1 protein-coding gene is annotated in these 307 nt (G+C 37.8%); it reads left to right on the forward strand.

The features are described 5' to 3' along the window. Window positions 1-307 (forward strand): hypothetical protein (locus tag CVN76_RS02590; RefSeq protein WP_157805488.1); only part of this gene is annotated, 307 nt, incomplete at both ends.

Consider the following 307-nt stretch of genomic DNA (forward strand, 5'->3'; position numbering starts at 1 on the left):
AAAAGATCATAAAATATCTGACCAATCTTGACTCTCCCGGAACTTGGAAGCAACAAGAGTTCACCTCTACATCAAGCAATGAAACGACTCTTTATGTCTATGGAAATACACAAAAAGACATTGAACCGGTAATCAATGATATTCAAAACATCATGAAGAAAAATAAACAATTGAAAGATGACGATACAAGTCTTTCCGATGCATATGAGCAATATACACTCGTGACAGACCAGAAGAAACTTAGTGAACTTGGACTAACAGCTGCCCAAGTCGGCATGTCCATTGCAAATTCGAACAAAGACGATGC

Source organism: Bacillus sp. mrc49, from assembly GCF_002803435.1.